The organism is Saccharothrix espanaensis DSM 44229 (genome assembly GCF_000328705.1).
Lineage (GTDB): Bacteria > Actinomycetota > Actinomycetes > Mycobacteriales > Pseudonocardiaceae > Actinosynnema > Actinosynnema espanaense.
Map to the genome: position 1 here is coordinate 1,132,227 of NC_019673.1, position 23,929 is coordinate 1,156,155.

Annotated in this window: 12 protein-coding genes; 11 read left to right on the forward strand and 1 reads right to left on the reverse strand. The window is 72.7% G+C overall.

Features of this window, described 5'->3' with window-relative positions; all coding sequences use genetic code 11:
* Genes BN6_RS05405 through BN6_RS05420 form a run of 4 tightly spaced genes read left to right on the forward strand, consistent with a single transcriptional unit; the run spans window position 1 to window position 10,551 of the window.
* Window positions 1-6,102, forward strand: a complete 6,102-nt coding sequence (locus BN6_RS05405; protein WP_015098536.1) for an Ig-like domain-containing protein — start codon at window positions 1-3, stop codon at window positions 6,100-6,102.
* A 29-nt stretch (window positions 6,103-6,131) separates the two neighbouring features.
* Complete coding sequence (locus BN6_RS05410) at window positions 6,132-7,100, forward strand: AAA family ATPase (protein WP_015098537.1); 969 nt, start codon at window positions 6,132-6,134, stop codon at window positions 7,098-7,100.
* A complete protein-coding gene (locus tag BN6_RS05415) occupies window positions 7,097-8,242 on the forward strand; it encodes a DUF58 domain-containing protein (RefSeq protein ID WP_015098538.1) in 1,146 nt (381 codons plus the stop codon). Before BN6_RS05410 ends, BN6_RS05415 begins: the two co-directional genes overlap by 4 nt.
* Window positions 8,239-10,551, forward strand: a complete 2,313-nt coding sequence (locus tag BN6_RS05420; RefSeq protein WP_015098539.1) for a transglutaminase-like domain-containing protein — start codon at window positions 8,239-8,241, stop codon at window positions 10,549-10,551. The genes BN6_RS05415 and BN6_RS05420 overlap by 4 nt, the downstream gene beginning before the upstream one ends.
* Window positions 10,552-10,787: 236 nt before the next feature.
* Here BN6_RS05420 and BN6_RS05425 read toward each other — a convergent pair whose 3' ends face one another.
* Entirely contained in the window at window positions 10,788-13,436 is a 2,649-nt protein-coding gene (locus tag BN6_RS05425; RefSeq protein WP_015098540.1) for a M4 family metallopeptidase, read from the reverse strand.
* Window positions 13,437-14,371: 935 nt separating this feature from the next.
* Here BN6_RS05425 and BN6_RS05430 point away from each other — a divergent pair.
* The 7 genes from BN6_RS05430 to BN6_RS05460 all read left to right on the forward strand — a co-directional run bounded on the left by BN6_RS05430 (window position 14,372) and on the right by BN6_RS05460 (window position 23,929).
* A complete protein-coding gene (locus BN6_RS05430) occupies window positions 14,372-14,710 on the forward strand; it encodes a YegP family protein (protein WP_015098541.1) in 339 nt (112 codons plus the stop codon).
* 157 nt (window positions 14,711-14,867) lie between these two features.
* Window positions 14,868-15,878, forward strand: coding sequence for a phosphate ABC transporter permease subunit PstC (gene pstC / locus BN6_RS05435; RefSeq protein ID WP_015098542.1), 1,011 nt, complete (start codon window positions 14,868-14,870; stop codon window positions 15,876-15,878).
* On the forward strand, window positions 15,878-17,185 hold the full coding sequence (pstA, locus tag BN6_RS05440; protein ID WP_015098543.1) for a phosphate ABC transporter permease PstA: 1,308 nt from the start codon (window positions 15,878-15,880) through the stop codon (window positions 17,183-17,185). The genes pstC and pstA overlap by 1 nt, the downstream gene beginning before the upstream one ends.
* Complete coding sequence (gene pstS, locus BN6_RS05445; RefSeq protein WP_015098544.1) at window positions 17,182-18,738, forward strand: phosphate ABC transporter substrate-binding protein PstS; 1,557 nt, start codon at window positions 17,182-17,184, stop codon at window positions 18,736-18,738. The genes pstA and pstS overlap by 4 nt, the downstream gene beginning before the upstream one ends.
* Complete coding sequence (locus BN6_RS05450) at window positions 18,735-21,098, forward strand: hypothetical protein (protein ID WP_015098545.1); 2,364 nt, start codon at window positions 18,735-18,737, stop codon at window positions 21,096-21,098. Before pstS ends, BN6_RS05450 begins: the two co-directional genes overlap by 4 nt.
* A gap of 236 nt (window positions 21,099-21,334) precedes the next feature.
* Window positions 21,335-22,321 (forward strand): hypothetical protein, encoded by a 987-nt coding sequence (locus BN6_RS05455; protein WP_015098546.1) that lies wholly within the window; start codon window positions 21,335-21,337, stop codon window positions 22,319-22,321.
* 81 nt (window positions 22,322-22,402) lie between these two features.
* Entirely contained in the window at window positions 22,403-23,929 is a 1,527-nt protein-coding gene (locus BN6_RS05460; protein ID WP_231905005.1) for an Ig-like domain-containing protein, read from the forward strand.

Sequence of the window (23,929 nt, forward strand, 5' to 3'; positions counted from 1 at the left end):
TTGTCTTTCCTGCGCCGCCACCGCACCGCCATCGCATCGGGTGCGGTGCTCAGCGTCGCCGCCGCGCTGCTGGTCGCCTACGCGTTCTCGTCACAGGGCCACCCCGTTCGCCAGGTGGAGCTCAATGACGGTGGGATCTGGGTGACCAGCGACCGGGACGGGCTTTTCGGCCGGGTGAACAAACCGGTCGGCTCTTTGGACGCGGCCTTCTACCCGCCGGGCGGAGCACAGCAGTCCTACCAGTTGGACATCGCGCAGGACCGGGCCGCCGTCGTCGCGTGGGACCGCGCGGGCGGCAAGCTCTACCCGGTCGACACCGCGCGCGCCGTCACGCTCGGCGAACAGGGCGTCACGGTGCCCGGGTCCGCGCAGGTGGAGCTCGCGGGCGGCACGCTGGCCGTGCTCGACCCGGCCGAGGGCCGCGCGTGGGCCGTGCGGGTCGACCCGAAGGCCGGCGTCTCCGCACTGGCCGAACTGGACGCCGCTGGTCCGCCGATCGCCGACGTGGACGGCAAGGCCGCCATGGCGGTCGGTGTGGACGGCGTGCTGCACGTGGTCGCCGAGTCGGGCAAGACCGCGGCGGTCCGCCCGGACGGCGCGGGGTTCGCCGCCACCGAGCACGGCGACCTCGGCCGTTCGGTGGACGACCCGAAGGTGACCGCGGTCGGCGACCTGCTCGTCGTCCTCGACGCCGGCTCCGGCACGCTGCTGCTGCCCGACGGCGGCACCGCCTCGGTGGGCCAGGACGCGGTCCCCCAGCAGCCCGGCCCGCGGGCCGACGCGGTCGTGGTCGCGACCAGGACCGCGCTCAAGTCCGTCAAGCTCGGCGGTGGCGGTGTCACCGAGCTGTACCGCTCGGACGGCGCGCCGGCCGCGCCGGTCCGGCTCAACGACTGCGTGCACGCCGCGTGGGCGGGGGCGACCGGCGGTTACGCGCGCTCGTGCGGCGGCGCGCCGGTCGCGCCGGGCAACCTGAAGGACGAGGCGGCCCTGGTCAAGCCCGCGTTCCGGGTGAACCGGGGCGCGGTGGTGCTCAACGACCTGGACACCGGCGCGGTGTGGGACCTGACGTCGCAGAAGAAGGTCGACGACTGGTCGTCGGTGAAACCGCCGCCGCAGCAGGAGAACGACGAGGACCGGGACAAGAACAACACCGACGCGGCGCGGGACAAGCCGCCCAAGGCGGTGGACGACGTGCTGGGCGCGCGTCCCGGCCGGACCACCGTGCTGCACGTGCTGGACAACGACTCCGACCCGTCCGGCGACATCCTGGCGGTCTCCGAGGTCACCGCGCCGGACAACGCCGCGGCCACGCTCGCCATCGCGCCGGACGGCCAGACCGTCGAGGTCACCCTGCCCGAGGACAGCGGCGACGTGCACTTCCGGTACACCGTGGACGACGGGCGCGGTCTCAACGCGACCGCCGCGGTGACCGTGCAGGCCCGCACGCCCGAGCAGAACGCGCTTCCCGCGCCGCGCAAGGCCGCGCGGCCCAAGGACTGGACGGTCGCCTCCGGCGGCCGGCTGACCATGCCGGTGCTCGCGGACTGGCGCGACGACGACGGCGACCCGATCGTGCTGGTGGAGGCGAACGCGCCGGCGGGGCTGGCGACCACCACGCCCGCCGGGTTCGTGGAGTTCGCCGCGCCGGTCGCGGGCGGGTCGCAGCCGGTCGACTTCACGGTCACCGACGGGGTCGGCGAGCGGACCCGGGGTTCGGAGCGGGTCACCGTGCAGGCCGCGTCGGACGCGACCACGGTCGCCCCGACCGCGCAGCCGGACGTGGTGCGCGGCCAGGTCGGGCGGCCGGTCGAGGTGCAGCCGCTGGACAACGACCTGCCCGGCTCGGACCCGACGGACCCGACCGCCGCGCTGCGGCTGGCCGCCGAGGTGGCCACGCCGGAGGGCGTCACCGTGGTCTCCGACCTCAAGGCCGGCACCGTCGTGGTGACCGGCGCCAAGCCCGGCACGATCGTGCTGGAGTACACCGCCGCGTTCGGCAACGCGCCGTTCGCGAAGGCCGGCATCCGGGTGGACCTGTCGGCCGCGCCGGACTCGCCGGTCCCGCCGGTGGCGATGCCGGACACCGCCGTGCTGCGCGGCCAGCAGCCGGTGCTGGTGGACGTGCTGGCCAACGACTTCAGCCCGTCCGGCGGGCTGCTCGCGGTGCAGCGGGCGACCGCGGTGGGCGAGCAGCTCGAAGTGGCCGTGGTGAAGGGCCGCTGGCTGCGGATCAACGCGCTGGACCCGGTGCTGGAGCCCAACCCGCAGCTCGTCCGGTACACCGTCACCGACGGCGTGACCGGTCCGGTCAACGGCGAGGTCACCGTCACCCAGCTCCCGCCGCCCGCCGACGACACCCCGGTGCCCAAGGACGACCGGGCCACCGTGCGCGCCGGTGACGCCGTCGCGATCCCGGTGCTGGACAACGACATCTCGCCGGACGGCAGCACGCTCACCCTCCAGGCCAACGTCCGCGACGCGCCCGAGCGCGGCCGGCTCAACACCACCACCCGGGACGGCCGCACGGACGTGGGCACGGCGTACGTGTCGGGCCGGCTGGTCCGCTTCGTCGCACCGTCCACTGTGGACGTGCCGACGTCGGTGACGGTGGAGTACGTGGCGCAGAACGCGTCCGGCGACCAGGCCGTGGGCCGCGCGCACGTCACGGTCAACCCCGCGCCGACGCCGACCACGCCGAACCAGCCGCCCGCGCCGCGCCCGGTGGAGGTGCGCGCGGTGGCCGGCGACACGGTGGTCATCCCGGTGGCGACCAGCGGCGTCGACCCGGACGGCGACTCGGTCGCGGTGTCCGGCATCGGCTCGCCCGCCACCCTGGGCCGGGTGCTCGGCCTGGGCGCGACCTCGCTGACCTACCAGGCGTTCCCGGCCTCGGCGGGCACCGAGCAGTTCACCTACGTGGTGACCGACTCGTTCGGCAAGCGCGGCGAGGCGACGATCCGGGTGGCCGTCGTGCCGCCGGGCGACCCGCAGCCGCCGGTCGCGGTGGACGACGTGGTGACCGCCGCGCCGGGCACCGAACTGGTCGTCGACGTGCTGGCCAACGACTTCCGCGACGACACCGCCGAGCTCGAACCGCTGGCCGGCCGCAACCCCGGCGTGCAGGTGACCGGCGAGGACGGCCTGGTCAAGCTGACCGCGCCGAAGGCGGACGGCAAGCCGACCGTGGTCGCCTACGGCATCAGCAACGGCATCGGCCGGATGTCGGTGGCCACGCTGACCGTGCGCGGCCAGGAGGACTACAACGCCCCGCCCACGGCCGGCGACCTGTTCCCGCGCCCGTCGTTCGACGCCAGGACCGTCGAGGTGGAACCGCTCAAGGAAGCGGGTGACCAGGACAGCGCGGAGCTGAAGATCACCAGGGTGTTCCGCGACGACGCGAAGGTCTCCGGCGAGAAGGTCACCGTGCCGGTCGGCGAGCACCCGCGCACCATCGCCTACGAGGTGACCGACGACGGCGGCGCGACCGCCGTGGGCTTCATCCACGTCCCCGCGCCCGGTTCCGGCGGCCCGTACGTCAAGCCGGACCAGGTGGTCGACGTCCCGGTGGACGGCACGGTCACCGTCACGATCGCCGACCACCTGGTGGTGCCCTCGGGCCGCAAGCCCCGGCTGACCCTCACCGACAAGGTGTGGGCCGCGCCGGCCGGGCTGACCGTCGTGCCGCAGGGCGACCAGGAACTGGTGCTCACCGCCAAGAACGGCTACACCGGCCCGGCGGCGGTGACGTTCCAGGTCACCGACGGCGAGACGCTCACCGACGGGCTGACCGCCGTGGTCACCATCCCGGTGCAGGTCGGCCCGGACACGCCGGTGCTGCGCTGCCCGGACGGCGCGCTGACCCTGATCGAGGGCGGCCTGCCGGTGCGGGTGGACGTCACGACCGTCTGCCACGTCTGGGTCGCCGACCGCGCCAAGGCCAAGGACCTGCGCTACTCGGCGTCGTGGAAGGACCAGCCGGCCGGCGTCTCGGTGGACGGCTCGGGCAGCCGGGTGCTGGCCATCACCGCCGCCGCCGGCGCGGCGCCCGGCTCGTCGGGCGTGCTGGAGGTCTCGGTCGACGGGGCGGGCTCCGCCAAGGCGCTGCTCGCGGTCCGGGTGGCCGCCGCGCCGCCGCCGTCGGTCTCGCCGGTCACCGTGGACGGAGTGAAGGCCGGCGACACGGCGTCGGTGAACCTGCTGCCGTACGTGCGCTCCCAGCTGCGGGACCAGAAGGTCTCCGTGGTGGCGATCAACCAGGTGTCGGGCGGTGCGGCGTCGGCCACCCCCGAGGGCTCGTCGGTGCGGATCGTGCCGGGCCAGGACACCAACGGCACGCTGGTGTTCAACGTCGTGGTGACCGACGTCCCGGACGCCGGCCGTGACGACCGCAAGGTCACCGGCCGGATCACGCTGAACGTGCTGGGCGTGCCCGACGCGCCCGGCACCCCGGCGCCCGGCCGCGCGGTGCAGAGCAAGGTGGTCGAGCTCTCGTGGGCGGCCCCGTCGGGCAACGGCACGCCGATCGACTCCTACGAGGTCGACTACGGCAGCGGCAAGCAGACCTGCGCCGCGTCGCCGTGCGCGATCACGAACCTGGACAACGGCACCGCGTACACGTTCACCGTCCGGGCGCACAACCTGGTCGGCTGGAGCAAGCCCAGCGGCCGGTCCGACTCGGCGCAGCCGAACACCGTGCCCGGCGCGGTCACCGGGCTGGTCGTCGCGGACCCCCGGGACGGGTCGCTGCGGTTGAGCTGGACGGGCGCGCAGAACGACGGCTCGCCCGTGCTGCGGCACGAGGTCTCGTGGGCGGGCGGCGGCCGGACCACGGTCACCGGGAACAGCGCGACGGTGACCGGCCTGGACAACGAGACCAAGTACGTGTTCACGGTGATCGCGGTCAACTCGCAGGGCCCCGGCCCGGCGGCGACCGTCGAGGGCCAGTCCTCGGGCTCGCCCGCCCGGCCCGGCGCGCCGACGTTCAGCGCCGCCGACTCGACCGGCGGCGGCAGCAAGGCGGTGACGGTGTCGTGGGGCGCGGTGAGCCCGAACGGCCCCGGCCCGACCACGTACACGGTGCAGCGCACCGGCCGGGGCGACAAGACGGTGTGCTCGAACGTCCAGGCCACCAGTTGCACCGACGACGGCCTGGCCAACGACGGCACGGTCTACAGCTACGCGGTGACCGCGAGGAACGCGGCCGGCGAGTCGTCCGGGGCGGGGCCCGCCGCCGAGCTGGAGGCCACCTCCACACCGGACCCGATCCGGAACTTCACCGCCGAGCCGACCGGCAAGGACGGCCAGGTCGAGATCGCCTTCGACGCGCCGCCGTCGCACGGCCGCACGAACACCGTGACCTGCACGTGGAGCGGTGGTTCCTGCGGCACGTGGAACTACGACCCGGACGGCCGGGACAACGTGGAGCACACGATCAACGGCCTGCCCAACGGCGCGGCCGTGCCGATCACCCTGCAGACCTGCAACGGCAGCGGCGGCGGCTCGCACGCGGGCAACCCGTGCAACACCCCGGTCACCGCCGAGGCCACCCCGTACGGTCCGATCAAGGATCTGAAGATCGTGACCTGCGACTGCGACGGCGCGGTCGAGTTCACCGTGAGCGTCAACCCGAACGGCAAGCCCGCCACGGTCCGGATCCAGACCAGCAAGCAGGACCGGACGTTCACCACCTCCGGGTCCGCGTGGAGCTGGTCCGGCAAGGACAACGTCGGCTACAACGCCTCGGACACCATCCGGGTCACCGTGACCGACAACGGGCGTGCGCCGGTCAGCGGGGAGAAGACGCAGACCACCGGTCCGCCGCCGGCGGCGGTGTTCGTGACCAAGGGCGCGGCCTGCGGTTCGGGCGGCTGCACCGGGGCCGGCGTGTGCACGACGAGCGACTGCGCCTACATCACCGTGCAGACCAAGGACTTCACCGCTTCGGTCACCTGCACGTTCACCAGCGACCACGGCCCCGACGGCTTCGTCAACGAGACGTTCGGGCCGAACGAGACCAGGCAGACCCGCAACTACTACGGCTACAAGGGCGAAAAAGTCACCGTCACCTGCGGCGGTGTCTCCGGCTCGATGGTCTGGTAGTGGCGCACGATTCGAGAAAAGGAACTCCCATGGCGGCCTCACCGGAGCAGGCGCGCATGTTCGCGCAGACCTTCGACCAGATGGTGCTCAACATCTCCCGGGCGATCGTCGGCAAGGACGACGTGGTCCGGCTGGCGTTGACCTGCCTGCTGTCCGAGGGGCACCTGCTGCTGGAGGACTACCCCGGCACCGGCAAGACCTCGCTGGCCAAGGCGGTCGCGGGCACCGTGCAGAGCTCCAACTCGCGCATCCAGTTCACGCCCGACCTGCTGCCCTCGGACGTGACCGGCGTGCAGGTCTACGACCAGCGCACCCAGCAGTTCGAGTTCAGGCCCGGCCCGATCTTCCACTCCATCGTGCTGGCCGACGAGATCAACCGGGCCTCGCCCAAGACCCAGTCGGCGCTGCTGGAGGTCATGGAGGAGGCCCGGGTCACGGTGGACGGCACCACCCGGCCGGTGGGCAGCCCGTTCATGGTGATCGCCACCCAGAACCCGATCGAGCAGGCGGGCACCTACCGGCTGCCCGAGGCGCAGCTGGACCGGTTCCTGATGAAGACCAGCGTCGGCTACCCGGACCACAACGCGACCGTGGCGCTGCTCGCCGACGCCGCCACCCGCGACCGCACCCAGGCGCTGCGGCCGGTGATCTCCGGCCAGGCGGTGGCCCAGATGGCGGCGGTGGCCGACCAGGTGCACGTCGACCCGGCCGTGCTCGGGTACGTCAGCCGGCTGGCCGAGGGCTCGCGGACGCACCCGCACGTGCGGCTGGGCGTGTCGGTGCGTGGCTGCCTGGCCTACGTGCGGTGCGCCAAGACGTGGGCCATCGCGCAGGGCCGCAACTTCGTCGGCCCGGACGACGTGAAGGCGCTGGCGCTGCCCGTGCTGGGGCACCGGATCCTGCTCAAGACCGAGGCCCAGTTCGACGGCGTGACCGTCGAGCAGGTGGTCGGCCAGTTGCTCGCGGACGTGGTGCCGCCGGTCGAGCGGGTCGCATGAGGCGGCTCGCCGACCTGCTCACCGTGATCACCCCGCTGGGCCGGGTGGTCGCGCTCGGCTCGGTGCTGCTGTGGTGGGTGGGCGCGCAGCTGGGCTGGACCGAGCTGGTGCTGGCGGGCGCGACCGGGCTCGTCGTGTTCGGCCTGGCCTGCCTGCTCACGCTCGGGCGCGCGGCGCTGCGCGTGCGGGTCGAGCTGGACCGGCAGCGGGTCGTGGTGGGGCGGCAGGTCAACTGCACGGTGGACATCGCGCAGACCACCGCGGGCCGGCTGCTGCCGTTGACCCTGGAACTGCCGGTGGGCGAGCAGGTCGAGGTGTTCGACGTGCTCGGCGGCGGCCGGCGGGCGTTCCCGATCCCGACCCGCAAGCGCGGCGTGATCGCGGTCGGCCCGGCGACGACCGTGCGCGGCGACCCGCTGGGGCTGTTGCGCCGCACCGTGACCTGGACCGACCCGGTGGAGCTGTTCGCGCACCCGGTGACCGTGCCGCTGGACTCGCTGGCCGCCGGCCTGCTGCGCGACCTCGAAGGGCGCGCCACCACCGACCTGTCGATGAGCGACCTGGCGTTCCACGCGCTGCGCGAGTACGCGCCGGGCGACGACCACCGGCACATCCACTGGCGCTCGTCGGCCAAGCTCGCCGCGCCCGGCCGGTTCCTGGTGCGGCAGTACCAGGACACCCGGCGCGCGCACCTGGCCGTCGTGGTGGACGGGTCCGCCGGGTCCTACCCCGACCCCGAGCACTTCGAGACGGCCGTGTCGGCGGGCGCGTCGATCGCCGCGCGGGCCATCACCGACGAGGTGGAGACCACCGTGCTGGCCGCGGGCCACGTCGCGCACCGGGCCGGGCTGCGGCCCGCGATGGACGCGCTGACCCGCTGCGACCTCGGGTCCGAACCGCTGGCGGAGCTGGTGTCCCGGACGGTCCGGATCATGCCGGACGTGACCACCGCCGTCGTGGTGACCGGTCCGAAGCCGACGTTCGTGGAGCTCCAGTCGGTGATGGCGGCGTTCGCGAGCGAGGTGCGCACGGTGGTGGTGCGGGTGGACCACGAGAACCGCACCGCGCTGACCGGTGACGTGCTCACCCTGCGCGAGCTGTCCGACCTGCCGATGCTGCTGTCCGGAGGTGGGCTCGGGTGAGGCTGTCCTGGCCGCGGCGGGCGGACTTCGCCGACGCGGGGTTCCTCGCCGCGCTGTTCGCCCTGGCGCTGGTGGGCTTCCACACCACCTACACCGGGTGGGCGTTCTTCGGCGTCGGCCTGGCCGGGCTGGTGCTGGGCGTGCTGGTCGGGTTCCTGGCCACCGGGCTGCGCCAGCCGATGATCACCGTGGCGTTCCTGACGCTCGCGGTGTTCTTCCTGCTCGGCGGCGCGGTCGCGACCCGCGAGCGGGTGGTGGCCGGGGTGCTGCCGACGTTGGAGAGCGTGAGCGGGCTGGCCGACCTGTCGGTGAACGCGTGGAAGCAGCTGCTGACCACGCTGCCGCCGGTCGACGGCGGCGGGCCGTTGCTGGTGATCCCGTACATCCTGGGGCTGCTGTGCGGGTCCGGCGGGTTCACCCTGGCCCGGCGGGTCCCGGCGAGCGCCGCGCCGGTCCTCGCGCCGCTGCTGGTGCTGGCCGCGGTGATCCTGCTGGGCACCGGCGAGGAGACCGTCTTCGTGCTCGGCGTCGCGTTCGCGCTGGTGGCGCTGGCCTGGGCCGGCGTCCGGTCCCGGCGGTCGCGCCGGTCCTCGGCCGGGCTGCGCCGCGCGGCCACCGCGCTGGTGCTGCTCGGCGTCGGCGGCGGCCTGGTCGGCGGGGTCGGCGCGCTGCTGCCCGGCGCGGGGCACCGGCTCGTGCTGCGCGACTACGTCGAGCCGCCGTTCGAGATCGGCGTGTACGCGAGCCCGCTGGTCGGCTACCGCAAGTACACCAAGGACGCCAACCAGCTCTGGGACCAGACCCTGTTCACCGTCAAGGGGTTGCCGGAGGGCGAGCGGATCCGGATCGCCGCGCTGGACGACTACGACGGCTCGGTCTGGGCGGCCACCAACGGGCCGCGCGAGGTGGGCGAGCGCAACGGGTTCCAGCGGGTCGGCGCGCGCATCCCGGCGGTCGGCGAGGGCCGCGAGGTCGAGCTGGCGGTGACCGTCGAGCCCGCGTTCGAGTCCGCCGAGGAGGTCAACGCGTGGCTGCCCGGCGCGGGCAAGGCCACCCGGATCTCGTTCGAGGGCGACCGGGCCGCGTCGCACACCGAGCAGTTGCGCTACAACCTGGCCACGGCCTCCGGGATCGTCGCCGACCGGTTGCGGGCCGGCGACAAGTACACCGTCCAGGCGGTGCTGCCCTCCGGTGACGTGCCCGAGGACCTCCAGCCCTACGGCCGGCCGGTGGTCTCGGACCTGGCGTTCGTGCGCGGCAAGGCGCAGCAGTGGGCGGGCGGCTCGCCGAACCTGGGCGACAAGCTCCGCGCGGTCGCCGGCCACCTGCGCGACAACGGCGCCTACACCGACGGCGGGCCGGGCGAGACCGAGTACCTGCCGGGGCACGGCCTGGGCCGGATGGCCGCGTTCTTCAACGCCGCCAAGCCGGTCGGCAACGACGAGCAGTACGCGGCGGCCTACGCGCTGGTCGCCAACCACCTCGGGATGCCCGCCCGGGTCGTGCTCGGCGCGACCCCCGGCAAGGACGGCGTGGTGCGCGGCGAGCACGTGCACGCGTGGGTGGAGATCCACGTGGCCGACGGCCGCTGGCTCGCGGTCTCCGACTTCGTGCCGGACCGCTCCAAGCGGCCGGACCGGCAGCCGCCGCAGCAGGTCGACAACACCGACGCCTCGATCGTGCCGCCGCCCAACGCGATGCGGCTGCCCGACTCGCTGACCGACGCCGGCCGGGTGGAGGCCAACTCCGGGCGGCGCGGCGTGGCCGAGGACGCCTGGGTGGTGCCGTCGTGGCTGCTCGGCGTGCTGACCTGGGCCGGGCCGCCGGTGCTGCTGGTGGTCTCGGTGGTGCTGGCGATCGTGCTGCTCAAGACGCGCCGCCGGGTCCGCCGGCGGTCCACCGGGCCGATGGCGCTGCGGGTCGCGCGGGCCTGGCGGGACCTCGTGGACCACGCCCGCGACCTGGGCGCGAAGGTGCCGCTCGGGACGACCCGGCTGGAGGAGGCCGAGCACCTGGCGCACGCCTGGACGGCCGGGACGGTCGTGCCGCCCGCCTCCACGTGGCCGGTGCGCTCGGGTGCCGAGGAGCTGCCCGGGTTCGTCGAGCCGACCGTGCACAGCCCGTTGCAGCTGCGCGACCTGGCGCGGGCGGCGGACGCCACCGTGTTCGGGCCGGGCGAGCCCGGCGAGGGTGTGGTGGCGGACTACTGGCAGCGGGTGGACAAGGCGCGGCGCTCGCTGGGCCGCGGCCTGCCGTGGTGGCGGCGGTGGTTCGGGGTGGTCAACCTCCGGTCGTTCCGCCACCGCTGAGACCGGTGCGCCCGAGCCGCCGGCACCCGCTCGGGCGGCCGGCCCGCCGGACCCGTCCGCCGCACCGGCTGCCGAGCCCGGCTCCGAGCACCACCGGGCCGCCGATGCCACCGGCATCCCGCCGGCGGTGATCGCCAAGGCAAGAGCGGCTGTCGACTCCGAGGAGTCGACAGCCGCTCTTGGTCGTTCAGGCGGTGCTGTGCTTCAGGTGGTGCTGTCGTTCAGGTGCCGGCAGCTCAGCAGGCGCCCAGGTCCTGCCACACGGCCCAGGAGTTCGGGTGACCCGGCTCCGCACCGGTGGAGTACCAGGTGGACTTCCACTTGTGCTCGTTGTGCGACACCTCGTCGTTGGGCACGTACGGGGAGCTGGCGCTCCACGCCGGGATCCCGTCGCAGCCGCCCGGACCGCCGCCACCGGTCACCGTGAGGGTGTAGGTGGCGGTGTGGTTGCTGTCCGTGCCGGTGGCCGTCACCGTGATGGTGTACTGGCCCTCCGGCGTGGCCGAGGTGGTGGCGATCGTCAGGGTCGACGTCTCACCGGACTCGATCGACAGCGGGTTGAACGTCGCCGTCGCGCCCGTCGGCAGGCCGGTCGCCGAGAAGTGCACCTTGTGCGGCGAACCGGCCGTGGTCGTGGTGCGCACGGTCGAGGTCACCGAGCTGCCCGCCTGGACGCTGCCGCTGCTCGGGTCGAGTGCCACCGAGAAGTCGTTGGCCGGCGGCTCGCCCCCGATCCGCAGCTGGTAGGTCGCCGAGTGCGTGGCCGCCGGGCCGGTACCCGTGACGGTCACCGTGTAGGTGCCGGCGGGCGTGGCCGCGGTGGTGGCGATGGTCAGCTTGGACGACTCGCCCGCCGCCAGCGTGGCCGGGGCGAAGCTCGCCGTCGCACCGGCCGGCAGGCCGGCCGCGGTGAGCGCGACCTTCTGCGACTCGCCGGAGGTCACCGTCGTGCCGACCGTGGTGGTCAGGGTGCCGCCCGCGTTGGTCTCGCCGCTGGCCGGGTTGAGCGCGATGGCGAAGTCGTCCTCCGCCGGGGCGGTGCCCACCGTGAGGTTGTAGGTCACGGTGTGCGTGGTGCTGCCCTGGCCGCGGACGGTCAGCGGGTAGGTGCCCGCCGCCGTGCCCGCCGCCACCGCGATGTTCAGCGTGGACGAACCGCCCGAGGTGACCGACGCCGGGTTGAGCGTCGCGGTCACGCCGCTCGGCTGGCCGGTGACGGTCAGCGCGACCGCGTGCGGCTGGCCGGTCACCGTCGTGGTGCGCACGGTGGACGAGGTGGTGCCACCGGGTGCGACCGTGCCGGCGGACGAGCTCAGCTCCAGGCCGAAGTCGTTCTGCTGGGTCGGGGTGCAGGTCGGCTCACCGGACTGGGCCGGGACGCTGACCGCCAGCCACGCCGCCTTGACCGCGTTGTACTGCGCGCACGTCGGGTCGAGCGTCTTGGCGGCGGTGAGGGTGCCGATGCGGTACTTGAAGTGCGTCTGGGTCGACGTCTTGAGCAGCATCGCGTTGTAGAACACCCGGCCCGCGGCCTGGATGCCGATGCCCTGGACCGTGGAGCTGTTGCAGGTCGGGCTGGTCGGCTTGCCGCCGCCGGGGTTGGAGCCCTCGGCGAGCAGGTAGAACCAGTGGTTGAGCGGACCGGCCGCGGCGTGCACCTCGGTGCCGGGGATGGCGCTGGACCAGCAGTTCGGGTGGCCGCCGACGGCCTGCGGGTTGTACATGTTGCGGATCGGGCCCTGGCCCACCAGGTTGACCGACTCGCCGACCAGGTAGTCCGGGGTGTCGAACGGGGACGGCTCGGCGGCGTAGGCCTCGGTCAGCGCGCCGAGGATGTCACCGGTCGCCTCGCCCAGGCCGGCCTCGCGACCCGCGCCGCCGGGGGTGTACTGGTCGATCGCGTGGCCGTGCTCGTGGCCCACGACGTCCATCGACGCGATCCACTGGTTCGCGTTGTTCCGGCCGATCTCGATGTGCTGACCGGTCCAGTAGGCGTTGACCTTGTCCAGGCCGACCTTGACCGTGACGCCGCGGCCGTTGCCGTCGATGCCGTTGCGGCCCAGCCAGTTCTTCAGCATGTCCCACTGCTTCTGGGTGGACCAGAGCGTGTCGGCGCAGCCGGTTTCCTTGCTGGTGGCCCGACCCGTGCCGAAGGAGTTCGACGGCTTGGAGAAGGGCTGGTTGGTGGAGTAGTCCACGCACCGCAGGCCGGGGCGGGTGTCGTCCACCGTGCTGTTGTTGCTGGTGTCGATGTTGAGCGGGTTGGGGCCGTTCCACTCGCTCTGCCCGGTGCCCGCGTGGACGTCGTCCACCTGGTCCTCGACGACGCCGTTGTGGGCGTTGACGTAGACGTGCAGGCGGCTCGGCGCGCCGGCCCGGGTGCCGCTCACCAGCACCTCGTAGACCAGCTTGTCCTTCTCGCCGGCCAGGACGGACAGGGTGCCGCCCTCGACCTTGTCCACCTTGGACAGCTGGGCGCGGGCGATGCTCTTGGCCCGAGCCACGCTGATCTTCGCCCTGGTGTCGACCGCCAGACCGCCTTCGTTCGCGGCGACGGTGTCCAGGACCTTGCCGGCCGCGTCGGTGGAGACGACCGCGTCGCCCCCGATGACGGGCAGGCCCTTGTAGGTGCGGTCGTAGGACACGTAGAACAGGTCCTTCGAACCGGGGATGCCGCCCTTGTGCACGGCACGGCGTTGGAACTGCTCATCAGGGCCCTTGGCCAGGGCGTCCAACCCGGACGCCGCGGCCTGGTCGGCCGCAGCCGTGGCCAGGGCGACCGGACTGGCCGGTGCCGTCGGCGCCGCTTGCGCGGCGCTCGACGCGGCCTGGACCGACAGTGCGACCAGGCACGCGGCCAGGTACACGCCGATACTGCGTTTCATGCCAGCTCCTCAGGCACGCAGGGAATACCGAGGACTCGGACGACGAATGTCCCAGTCACGAGCGGCGACCTCGATAAAAACAAGTCCCTGTGTAACGCCCGCCGGGTACCCCATCGAGGTTTAACCGTTGCCAGTAGCACCGGTCTACCCGATATTGAGCTGTTCGGGCCAATTGTCCAGGACCAGTGCGCCGGCTGGTCATATCGCCTGATCTATGGCCTGTTGATATGCCGCCGAACGGTCGTGTCCGAATTGTCGAATGTCCCGTCCGGCCGCCGGCCCGGTGTCCGCTTCCGGATAGTGTCCGATTTCCGACGCCGGTGGCAACAGTTGCGCCGCAGGTCAGGGGGCGGCCGGTCGGCGCGCGGGTGGCGCCGGCCCGGTTGGTCCGGTCCGCTCCCGCCGTGCGGCGGTCGGTGCGCCGGGTGGGCCCGCCGGGAGTCGGTGCGGGTGCTGTTCGCCGGAACGCCGGGTCGCGCCGTCCGGTTCGATTGGCGGTGTCGCCGTCCGGCTGGGTGAAATCACCGGGGCGCTTCTTCCTGCATACCCGCCCGCGCCTTCCGGGAAAACACCCGGGACAGCTCCGGTGGGTTTTTCACCGCGTTCGGCGGTGCCCGTCGGGACTGGGTGGAAGATCGACTGGGCCGGCCGGCGGCGGGGTGGCCGACCCGTCGGCGGACCGGCGGGCCGCAGCCTGCCGGGTCCGCCGCGGAACGGTCCGCGCGGTGCCCTTGCGTATCGAGACGGTTATCGAACGTGACCGCCGGAATCCATTGGTAGCGAATTGGTGACTCTCGGTCTGCGGCAACTGCTGTCCGTCCCCTGTGAGGAAGATGGACACCTCGCGGCTACTGGTTCTTGTGCTGTCGTCCACCGGCGGAACCAAGCATTCGTCGTGGCGTCGGGGGCGCATCCGAAGTGATGGGAGAAACCCGATGGCGGTCGCGCGTTTTCAGATCTACCGGTCTTCGGCGTCCGGGGTGACCTGGCGGTTCTTGTCCGCGAACAACCGCAGCCTCGGTCAGGCGGTCGGCGGGTTCCCGTCCGTGGACGCCTGTGCCCGGGCGGTGGCGGAACTGCGGGAGAGCCTGGTGAACAGCACGCCGGCGTTGTCCCGGGACACCCAGTTGTGGTCGTGGCGGCTCAGACTCGGCGGCACGGATCTCGTCGTGTCCAGCCGCAGATATCACCGGCGGGTGCAGGCGCAGTACGCCTGCCGCAGTTTCCTGGATCTCGTCGGGCCGGCCCCCGTCGCGGCCGTGGAGCATTTCTGATGCGGGATTCCGGTGTTTGTGCGCAGGGCTGTTCGGAGTATCGGACACCAATTCGTTTCGGCCGTTCGTCCGTTGTTCACGAACCCATCCGGGCCCGGCCAACTGGGCGGGATCTGCTTGCCGCGCCAGCCCCGAGCAGAACGCGGAGCCACCGAAGATGACCCAGCTGATGGACGCGCCACCGGTCGCGCCGCCGGACGAGCCACGCCGACGCGTGGCCGCGCCGGGCGGTATCGACCTGGTGTTCCGGCTGATGCTCCGGGTCGCCGGTCTCGCGGTGCTGGTGATCATGGCGACGGTCGGCCTGTTCCTGCTCACGCAGGGCACGGAGGCGTTCTCGGCGGCCGGGTTCGACTTCCTGACCACCCAGGCGTGGGAGCCGGACTCGCTGAACTTCGGCATCGCCGCGGTGCTGATCGGCACCCTGCTGATCGCCTCGGTCGCCCTGGTGGTGGCCTTCCCGCTGGCGCTGGGCGTGGCGCTCTACATCTCCGAGTACGCGCCGCGCGGCCTCAAGCGGCTGCTGACCAGCATGATCGACCTGATGGCCGCCGTGCCGAGCGTGGTCTACGGCCTGTTCGGCTCGGTGTTCCTGCAGTGGCAGGGGGTGGACATCCCGCGCTGGATCTCCATCCAGTTCGGCTGGATCCCGTTCCTGGACGTGGACGGGGCCGACCCGACCAACCCGCTGTCGACCGACGCGGCGTACGTCACCTCGACCTTCTGGGCCGGCCTGATCGTCGGCTTCATGGTCATGCCGTTCATCTGCTCGGTGATGCGCGAGTCGTTCACCCAGGCCCCGCAGGGCGAGCGGGAGGGCGCCTACGCGCTGGGCGCGACCCGGTGGGGCGTGATCCGCAGCGTGGTGCTCCCGTTCGGGCGCAGCGGCATGATCGGCGGCACCATGCTCGGCCTCGGCCGGGCGCTGGGCGAGACGATCGCGGTGGCGATGATCATCGCCCCGGTCTTCGCCGTCCAGACCCAGATCCTGGGCAGCGGCGGCAACTCGGTCTCCGCGCTGATCGCGATGCGCTGGGGCGCGGCGACCCCGTTCGGGCTGTCCGCGCTGATGGCGGCGGGCCTGGCGCTGTTCCTGCTGACGCTGGTGGTCAACTTCGCGGCCTCCGCCGTCATCGCCCGCAGCCGTTCCGGCCAGGGGAGTGACTGATGACCATGACCGAACCCGGCGCGAGACCCACCGACGTCACGCAGGAGATCCGCCTCCAGCCGCCGACGACCGCGCCCCGAGCAGGACTGCCCCAGGAAGGACTGCCCCAGGAGGGCGCGGCACCCCAGGGTGTTGCGCCGCAAGGCATGCCGCCGCAGGGAGCGCGCCAATGGGCAGCGCCACCGCCTGAGGTCCGGCGGGCGACCGGCACCCGGAGCGGCGCGGACGTCGCGGCGGTGCTCGGTGCGCTGGTCGCCGCCGTCGCGCTGACCGGGCTGCTGTTCGACCAGATCGCGCCGTTCTCCGGCGCGGTCGGGTTCATCGCCATCGCCTACCCGGTGTTCCTCGGCCTCTACGCGCTGCTGGTGTCGTTGGAGGACAACGGCCTCGCCGTGCGGGACAAGGTCGCGAGCGCCGTCGTGCACAGCCTCGCCCTGGTCGCGCTGGGCGCGCTGGTGTTCATCGTCGCCTACCCGATCGTGATGGGCGCGGAAGCGTTGAGCCACGCCAACTTCTTCACCGACGACATGGCCGACGCGGGCACCCTCGACCCGCTGGAGCTCGGTGGCGTGCTGCACGCCGCGGTCGGCACGCTGCAACAGATCACCATCGCCCTGGTGGTGACCGTGCCGCTCGGCCTGACCTGCGCGGTGTTCCTCAACGAGACCCGGGGACTGTTCACCCGCCTGGTCCGCACGGTGGTCGAGGCGATGACCGCGCTGCCGTCCATCGTGGCGGGCCTGTTCATCTACGCCTCGCTGATCCTGATCGTCGGCTTCGAGCGGTCCGGGTTCGCCGCGGGCTGCGCGATCAGCGTGATGATGCTGCCGATCATGATCCGGGCGGCGGACGTGGTGCTGCGGCTGGTGCCCAGCTCCCTCAAGGAAGCCTCGCTGGCGCTGGGGGTCGGGCAGCTGCGCACCGCGTGGCACGTCACCCTGCCCACCGCCCGCTCCGGCCTGACCACCAGCGTGCTGCTGGCCACCGCGCGCGGCATCGGCGAGACCTCGCCGGTGCTGATCACGGCGGGCTTCACCCCGTTCCTCAACTGGAACCCGTTCGTCGGGTCGCAGGTGTCGCTGCCGCTGGCCACGTTCCAACTGGTGACCTCGTCCGAGGAGACCATGAAACAGCGCGGTTTCGGCGCGGCCGCGGTGCTGATGGCCCTGGTGCTGGTGCTGTTCGTGCTGGCCCGCGTGGTCGGCGGTCGCGCTCCCGGCGAGCAGTCCACCGGGCAGTCCCGCCGCCGCGCCCGCGCCTCCGCGCACGACCTCGCCCGTTTCCAGGCCACCGAAGGAGAATCATGACCAGGCCCATCCTGGCGGTCCTCGCCGTGCTCGGCCTGCTGCTCGGGTCCACGCCGTCCGCCCTCGCCGCCCAGAACTACACGCCGATCAGCGGCGCGGGGTCGACGTGGAGCTACAACGCGCTCGACCAGTGGCGCAAGAACGTCGTCCAGTACGGGATGCGGATCAGCTTCTCCGGCACCGGCTCGACCGACGGCCGCAACCAGTTCCGGTCCGGCCAGGTGGACTTCGCGGTCTCCGAGATCCCCTTCGGGCTCAAGGACGGCGACAAGGTCGAGCCCTCGCCGGACAAGGACTCCTTCGCCTACATGCCGATCGTGGCCGGCGGCACGTCGCTGATGTACAACCTCAAGATCGGCGGCAAGCGGGTCACCAACCTGCGGCTGTCCGGTGAGGTGGTCACCAAGATGTTCACCGGCGCCATCACCTCGTGGGCCGACCCGGCGATCGCCCGGGACAACCCCGGCCTGAAGCTGCCCAACCGCAAGGTGGTGCCGGTCGTCCGGTCCGACGGCTCGGGCACCACGGCGCAGTTCACCACGTGGATGGCGTCACGGCACCCGGCGGTGTGGGACGACTACTGCCGCCGCGCCCAGCGCGCCACGCCGTGCGGCTTCACCTCCAACTACCCGCTGATCTCCCCGGTGGTCGGCCAGAACGGCTCGCTGGGCGTCGCGAACTACGTGCGCCAGGAGGGCAGCGAGGGCTCGATCACCTACGTCGAGTACTCCTACGCCCGCAACGCCCGGTTCCCGGTGGCGAAGCTGCTCAACACCAAGGGCTACTACGTCGAGCCGAAGGCGTCGGCGGTCGCCGTGGCGCTGCTCAAGGCGCGCATCCGCGACGACCTGACCCAGGTGCTCGACGACGTCTACACCAACGACGACGCGCGCAGCTACCCGATGTCGAGCTACAGCTACATGATCCTGCCGGTCAAGGAGACCGGGAAGTTCAACGGGGACAAGGGCCGGACGCTGTCCGACTTCGCCTACTACTTCCTGTGCGAGGGCCAGCAGCAGGCCGACCGGCTCGGGTTCTCGCCACTGCCGATCAACCTGGTGCGGGCGGGCATGGACCAGGTGGCCCGGGTGCCGGGGACCACCAAGCAGAACAAGGACCTCGGCAAGTGCAACAACCCGACGTTCTCGGCCGACGGGTCGAACACGCTGGCCACCAACGCGCCGCAACCGCCGGACTGCGACAAGCAGGGCCCCGCGCAGTGCGCGGAGGGCACCGGCGGCGCGACGGAGAACACCGAGTCCGGCGGGGACGACCCGGCTGACGAGGCCGCCGCCGAACAGCCCGGCACCGAGGCCGCCGCCGCCCAGACCACCGGCACCGAGGCACCCGCCGAACAAGCCGCCGTCGCGGACGAACCGGCCAACGCGCGGACCAAGTCCGTGCAGGGCGCGTCGGCCGTGCCGGTGTCGGTGGACATCCGCGAGGACGACACGGTGCTGCTGATCTCGGTCGCGGCCGTGCTGCTGGCCGCGCTCGTGGTCGGTCCGCCGCTGGTCGCCAGACACCTGCGCAGACGGGAAACCACCAGATGAGACGCCTGCTGCTCGCCGCTGTCGTGCTGCTCACCGGGCTCGCCGTCTGGCCGAGCGCGGCCACCGCCCAGAACAGCTCGTCGGAGGTCACCGCCTCCGGCCGGGACGGGTTCGCGGACCTGAAGGTCACCGTCACCCAGACCACCGGCCTGATCAACCAGACCGTCCGGATCCGCTGGACCGGCGGCAAGGAGACCGGACCGGTCGGCCGACTGGCCACCAACTACCTGCAGGTCATGCAGTGCTGGGGCGACGACCCGGCCGGCCCGACCCGCGAGCAGTGCCAGTACGGCGGCCTGGAGGCGCAGAACGGCCTGGGCCTGGGCGACTACACGCGCAGCCGCCGGATCCGGCTGTCCACCATCGTCGACCCGGCCGAGAAGGACCCGCCCGCGCCCGGCGCGTACCTGCCGTTCCGCTCGGTGCAGGGCGAGACGACCACCTCGTTCGGCAAGTACTTCGACGGCGGCACCACCAACGAGGTGCCGTTCGCCAAGACCCGCCCGGACGGCACCGGCGAACTGGACTTCGAGGTGCAGACCGCGCTGGAGGCCTACGGGCTGGGCTGCGGCAACGTCCGCGCCGACGGCCCCGACCAGGGCAGGCCGCGGCACTGCTGGCTGGTCGTGGTGCCGCGCGGCGACACCGAGGTCGACGGCCGCAAGCCCGGCGTCGACCACACCAGCGGCAACCTCGACACCTCGCCGCTGAGCCAGACCAACTGGAACGCCCGGATCGCGGTCAAGCTGGAGTTCCAGCCGGTCGGCCGGGCCTGCCCGCTCGGGGCCGTCGAGCGCTCGCTGACCGGCCACGAGTTCGTCGCCGACGCGATGGCCCGCTGGCAGCCCGCGCTGTGCGCCGACGGCGGCACCACCTACGGCTTCACCCAGGTGCCCGACGGCATCGCCCGCGACCTGCTGGTGCAGGAGGAGCCGGGGATGGTCTTCGTGGCCGACCCGCAGGCCGCCGGGGACCGGTCGCCGGACCGGCCGGTGGTCTACGCGCCGGTCGCGGTCTCCGGGTTCGCGATCGCGTTCGTCATGGAACGCCAGTCGCGCGGCCCGGAGGTGGAGCCCGACCCGGGCGTCTGGATCCAGGACGGCTCGCCGATCGCCGACCTGAAGCTCAACGCCCGGCTGGTCGCGAAGCTGCTCACCCAGTCCTACCGGGACGCGGTGCCGGGCAACCAGCCGTACCTGGCGAAGAACCAGCGGCGGCTCAACGACGACCCGGAGTTCCTCGACCTCAACCCGGAGTTCAAGACCTTCGGCGTGCTGATGAACGCCCTGGACATCCTGTCGCCGTCGGTCGACCTCGACGCCACCACCGCGCTGTGGACGTGGATCGCCGCCGACGCCGACGCGCGGGCGTTCCTCGACGGCACCCCGGACCCGTCCGGCATGGTGGTCAACAAGAACTACCAGAACCTCTCGCTGCCGCTGCCGAACTTCCCCAAGCAGGACCTGAGCTGCCGCGACGTGCCCAACGTCGGACCGGACTGCGCGCTGCTGGCCCGGCCGCTGGCCGCCGACCTGCACGAGGCCGGGCGCGGGATCAGCCGCGGCGACACGCTCGGCAAGTCGCCCAACGGCCTGCCCGACCCGGCCGACCCGACCAAGCCCGGCTACTCGCGGTCCCCGCGCCAGCCGGTCGGCGAGCGCAGCATGCTCGCGGTCGTGGACACGGCCACCGCGGCCCGCTACGGCCTGCCCACGGCCGCCCTGCGCAACGCGTCGGGCAACTACGTGAAACCGGACGACGCGGGCCTCACGGCGGCGCTGGGCCAGCTGAGCGCGACCGACGTGCCGGGCGTGCGCCGGGCGAACCCGGCCGCCAAGGCCGCCGACGCCTACCCGCTGCCCAGCGTCACCTACGCCGCCGCCGTGCCCGCCGCCATGGACACCAGGGCGGGCGCGGAGTACGCGCGGTTCCTGCGCTACGCCACCGGCCCCGGCCAGACCCGGGGCGAGGCGACCGGGCAGCTCCCGACCGGCTACCTGCCGCTGCCCGACGAGCTGCGCGAGCAGGCCGCCGACGCGGCCGCGGTGATCGAGCGCGACGCCGGCAAGCAGACCACCGCGCCGGAGGAGTCCCAGGAGACCACCGCGGCGGTCGTGAAGCCCAAGCCCGCGCCCGCCGCGGTGCCGACGGCCGCGCCCGCGCCGGCCGCCGCCGTGCCGCCGCCGGCGGCGGCGGCGAAGGCGACCTCGACGGTGCCGGTGGCCGCGCTGCGCGACACGCCGGCGACGCCGGTCGCCTGGGTGCTGCGCTACCTGCTGGCCGGCCTGCTGATCGCGGGCGGCGTGGCCACCGCGGCGGGGCCGGTGCTGCTGCGGCTGGGCGGCCGGGTGCGGCCGTGACGCCACCAAGACCTGTCCGCCGGGCCGACCCGGGCGCGACACACCGCACGACGGCCGGGTTCGGCCGCGGGGCAGGGAAGAGGGGGAGGTGAGGGCCGCCCGGCCCGCGCGGAGTTGCCGCTGCGCGCAGGCCGGACTGACACCAGCGAGACCGGCGCCGTGACCACAAGCCGAAGCGCCGGACCAGTGAGCGGACAGCAGTCCGCGCACCCTTTTGCGAGAAAAGGATACATGCAGTGAGCAGGAAGCGTTTGCTCTGCGCGGCCTTCGCCGCTGTCGCCACCGTCGCTCTCGTGGGCGGTCCCGCACAGGCCGACCCGACCGGCACGCCCACCTACCGGGACATCGCCATCGTCGGCTCGGACACCACCCAGACCGTGATGAACGGCCTGTCCGACGCCATCACCGTCGGTGGCTCCAAGCGCCTGGGCTCCTACGACGCCCGCGGCAGCGAGACCATCAAGACCAAGGAGGCCGGCTGCGTCCTCCCGCGCCCGGCGTCCTCCGGCGCGGGCGTGACCGCTCTGGTCAACTCGATCGAGGCCGGCGACAACTGCGTCCAGGCGGCGCGCTCGTCGTCGAACAACGCGGCGTCGTACGCGGGCAAGAACCTGACCTACGTCCCGTTCGCGGTCGACGCCATGACCTACTCGGTGCGCGGCGACAGCACGCTGAGCAAGAAGCTCACCACGGCGCAGCTGAAGTCGATCTACAACTGCACCGCCCCGGGCTCGGGCACCAACTTCAAGCCGCTGCTGCCGCAGTTCGGCTCGGGCAGCCGCGACTTCTTCCTCAAGCAGCTGGGCCTGACCAACGCGGCGAACTACACCACGCAGTTCCCGTGCGTCAGCGACATCGACGTCAACGGGGAGCCGATCCAGGAGCACGTCGGCACGTACCTCACCGACACCAAGCACATCCTGCCGTACTCGATCGCCGTCTACCTGTCGCAGGTCTACGGCAACGCACCGGCCGCGCAGGGCAAGGCGGTCCTGGCGACGTTCAACGGCGTGGCCCCGTCGCAGCTCAACACCGCTTCGACGTTCAAGCGGGACGTCTACAACGTCATCCCGTCGGCGAAGGTCGCCGACCCGACCTACGCCCAGGTCTTCGTCGGCAACACCTCGCTGGTCTGCGCCAACACCGGCGTCATCACGACCTACGGCTTCGGCGTGAACCCGAACTGCGGCAAGACCGACCTCGTCACCCCGCCCGCCCCGTAGTCGCCTGCTCCCCGTACCGGAAAGGTCTGCACACCTGTGCGCACTGACACCGCAATCCGTCGCCTCCTCGGTGGCGCCGTCGTGATCGCGGCCGCCGCCGCGGCAACCCTGGGCACCGCCGGCACGGCGCTGGCCGCCCCGCCCGCGGGCAACCTGGGCTCCCTGACCATCAACAAGACCAGCGGCTCCGACGTCGAGGCGCCGACCTACACCACGTCGGCGGGCTGCACCGCCGACTCGGACGGCTACAGCCTGTTCGTCTACGGTCCGGGCGGCTTCGAGAACGGCCTGATCGGCACCACGCCGACCGACGTCGGCTTCTCCACCAGCGGCCCGATCACCGTGTTGCAGGGCCAGTCCTTCAAGGACATCGCGGTCGACAACAGCACCACCGTCACGCCGGGCGTCTACACGATCGCGGTGAACTGCGTCGACCTGTTCACCACCGAGGTCAAGGGCACCTTCACCCGGACCCTGACCTTCACCAGCGCCACCCAGTGGACCGCGGTGGACGCGGTCTCGACCAGCACCGCGCTGGCCGTGTCGCCCAACGCCCCGGTCACCGCGGGCACCCCGGTCACGCTGACCGCGTCGGTCACCCCGGCGTCGGCCACCGGCACCGTGCAGTTCAAGGACGGCGCGGGCAACCTGGGCGCGCCGGTCGCGGTGTCCGGTGGTTCGGCCACCCTCACCACGACCGACCTGGCGCCGGGCGCCAGGTCGCTGACCTCGGTGTTCACCGGCTCGGCCGGCCACATCCAGGGCTCCACCTCCCCGGCGGTGTCCTACCAGGTGAACGCCCCCGCGGCGATCACCACCACGACCGCGCTCGCGGTCTCCCCGAGCGGCTCGGCGGAGCAGTACTCCGCCGTGACGCTCAGCGCGACCGTGGCCCCGGCCGCGGCGGTGGGCACCGTGCAGTTCCTCGACGGTGCGGCCAACCTGGGCAACCCGGTGGCGGTCGTCGGCGGTTCGGCCACGCTGACCACCTCCACCCTCGCCGAGGGCGCGCACAGCTTCACCGCCAAGTTCGTCCCGGCCAACGCCGCCGCCTACGAGCCCTCGTCCTCGGTCGCGGTCCCGTTGACGGTCACCCCGTTCGCGGGCAAGTCCGCCAGCGAGACCATCACCACCGAGGTGCTCGCCGGTGAGCTGCTGATCAGCGTCGCCAACCAGAACGTGGTCCTGCCCTCGCCGGTCATGGCCGCCGACGGCTCGCTGCTGACCACGGCCGGCGCGCTCAACCCGATCACCGTCACCGACACCCGCGCGGGCAACCCGGGCTGGAACGTCTCCGGCCAGGTGACCGACTTCGCCGCCGGCTCGAACGCGATCAACGGCGCCAACCTCGGTTGGTCCCCGAAGGTCGTCGACAAGTCCCCGGTGCAGAACATCACCACCGGCCCGGTCGTCGCGCCGGCCGACGCGATCGTGCCCGGCGCCTCGGCGCCGGCCGGTCTCGGCCTGGCCTCCTCGCGCACCCTGGCCACCGCGGCCGCGCTGGGCGGCAACGGCACCGCGAACCTCGGCGCGGACCTCGCGCTGAAGGTGCCGACCTCCACCCTCGCGGGCACCTACACGGCGATCCTCACGCTGACCGCCATCTGA